Here is a 2840-nt window from a genome sequence, read left to right on the forward strand (position 1 = left end):
TTTTGCAGTGATATCTTCAAATTTATTATTTCCTTTATTGAGATATAATTTATTCTTGCCTTGATTGGAAGTGAAATAAATATCTACTAGTCCGTCATTATTGATATCGCCCAAAGAAACTCCGCCACCATTGTAATAGTATAGATAATCTAAAATGGATATATTTTTGGTAGGTAAAAGCTGGTTGTTGAATGTGATATTACTTTGATTGGAAGCCAATTTTTCAAACAATAAATCTTCTTTTTTAGCACAAGCTAAAAGTAATAATGAAAAAAGTCCTATTTTAAAAAAATTAATCATTCAGTTTAAATATTTTGGGTTTATTGTCATTGATTACTGCAATAATGGTCAGACTATTGTTTTTGTTCTTTATGGTTTTTAAATGTTTTACTTCACCTTTAATCAAGAATCCTGATTCATTGTACGGCATCCAATAATATTTACCTTTTTTATTTCCAATGAGAACACTACCATAATTTGCATCCAATCTTGAAAATTGCGGTTTGAATTCGTATTGGTTGCCACCAAGAATTATATCTAAAATACCGTCTTTGTTAATATCTGCTGTGCAAATAGTATTTACAGAAGAAAACTGCACAGCCGATGGAAGAACTTGAATTTCAAATTGACCATTTCCTTTATTGATAGCGATGACACTTTCTTGAATGTTGGCTGTTTTTTTAATCGAATTTTCAACGACTTCTGGTTTGAATATTTCTTGAAATGATTTTTGAGCATAAGCGGCAAAACTCAAATTCTTCTTTTTAATGGATGGAATTTGGCTTGCTAATTCTTTTTTTAGCGATAAAGGCATGTCTTTTCCATTTATTGTTTGCGTGGTTATTTGTTCTATCGTTCCATTTTCATCAAAATCATTGACAAACAATTTCATAGGTTTTGATTTTGAACATTTATAAGTCGTATTGGTTCCTTTGTTTCCTAAAATCAAATCTTTTTTTCCATCATTGTTTAAATCAACACAGGCTACAGTATTCCAAAATCCTGAATAGTCACTTAGATTGCTTTTAAATTCAGCCAGTCTTCGACCTGTATTTTTGAATATTTTTGTCGATGACCAATCGCCTACTACAATTAAATCTTTTTTATTATCATTGTCAATATCTTCCCAAACGGCATCAGTAATCATACCCATCTGATTTAATTTGAAAGCAACCTTGTCGATGATATTGCTGAATTCTCCTTTACCATTGTTTTCTAATAATAAGTGTTTTGGGTCTATACCATAAACACCAGAAACGCTTCTGCTTCCAATAAAAACATCAATATCACCATCATTATCAAAATCATAGGGCGCAATGACAGCAACATTATTATTTGTGGTTGGAATAGTGTTTTTGCTTTTGGTAAATATGCCTTTTCCATTATTGATATACAATCGGTTTTTGTAATTGGCTTGATCCGATTTTTCGTTGCCTCCAGAACCTACTAGTAAGTCTTGGTCACCATCATGATCAACATCAAAAAAGGCAGCTGCAGTATTTTCATAATTGGCATCAGTTTCAAAATCTGATTGTGTTGTTAAGCTATAATTTTCATTTCCTCTGTTTAGGTATAATTTGCTTGAATTGCCCTTTGCTCCGCCTATAAATACATCTTCATTTCCATCATTGTTTACATCGGCTACAGCCAATGAAGGACCTTCTTGCGAAAGCATTTTTGAAATTAACCCTTCATAATCAAAATCGATATAATCATTTTCTTTGTGAGATTGAAAAGTGTTTGGTTTTTCAGAGAATAATGGTTTGATAGTTTTAGTCTTGAGATTGTAATTGGATTTTGCATCCGCTATATTTAAAGTAATGGTAGTATTGTTTGTCACTTTTTTGATGGTTTGACATTTGCTATTTGTCCAAATGACTTGTAAAGAATCAATTTTTTTAGTTCCAATGCCAAACGTCATCATGTAATCCATAGACGATTGAAAACCTCTGGACGGAATGAGTTCTTGTTTGATAATTTCCTTTCCAGAAAATAGTTTGACCACACTACCAACGCCAAATTTATTTTGTTTGTCACCTTTTAGTTTTACTTTAATAAAATGATGGTCTTTTTTCTTTTCTGAATTGTTTTGATAAACAAAAGCAGGCATATTTACATTGTTCACAATCAAATCTAAATCACCATCGTTGTCTAAATCACCATATGCAGCCCCATTAGAAAAGCTCGGAGTGTCCAATCCCCAGTTTTTAGCTTCATTGGTAAAAGTAAGATTGGTGTTGTTTTTAAAAGCATAATTGGGTATCGCAACACTAGGCATTTTACTGATAATAGTTTCTATTTCCTCCTTTTTGCCAGTAATGACCATTTTTTGCATCAGTTCATTGGCGAAAAAATCCATAAAATCTTGGTTGGTTAAATCGTGGTATATGCCATTGCAAACATATATATCTTTATAGCCGTCATTGTCCATATCGAATAATAAAGCGCCCCAACTCCAATCCGTTTTGGCGACTCCAGCATAATTTGCTATTTCAAGAAACTGGTTATTTCCATTATTGAGTTGTAAGGTATTTTGCATGTATTGATTGTAAAAATCCAAGTTTAATTTTCTGGTGAATAAATCATAATTGTCGAAACTGGTAGTGGTTTTGAGTCGGTCGTCAGGTTCGGGTAACATATCTGTAACAAAAACATCCGCTTGTCCATCGTTGTTCATGTCGGCCATATCTGCACCCATAGAAGATTGGCTGATGTGCGAAGCCCAATTTTGAATTTGCTCAGAAAAAGTGCCGTTTTTATTGTTGATGTATAAATAATCCCGTTCGTAAAAATCGTTTGAAATGTAAATATCAGGATATAAATCGCCATTAACATCGCCC

The 2840-nt window shown here is 32.5% G+C and carries 2 protein-coding genes; both read right to left on the reverse strand.

The window, feature by feature from the left end:
- On the reverse strand, nt 1–300 hold a 300-nt coding region (locus RMN92_RS10840; RefSeq protein ID WP_309609462.1), incomplete at its 3' end, for a VCBS repeat-containing protein.
- A partial coding sequence (locus tag RMN92_RS10845) for a VCBS repeat-containing protein (protein WP_309609463.1) occupies nt 293–2840 on the reverse strand: 2548 nt, incomplete at its 5' end. The genes RMN92_RS10845 and RMN92_RS10840, both read right to left, overlap by 8 nt.

Origin of the sequence: Flavobacterium sp., from assembly GCF_031363805.1 — a bacterium.
GTDB lineage: Bacteria > Bacteroidota > Bacteroidia > Flavobacteriales > Flavobacteriaceae > Flavobacterium.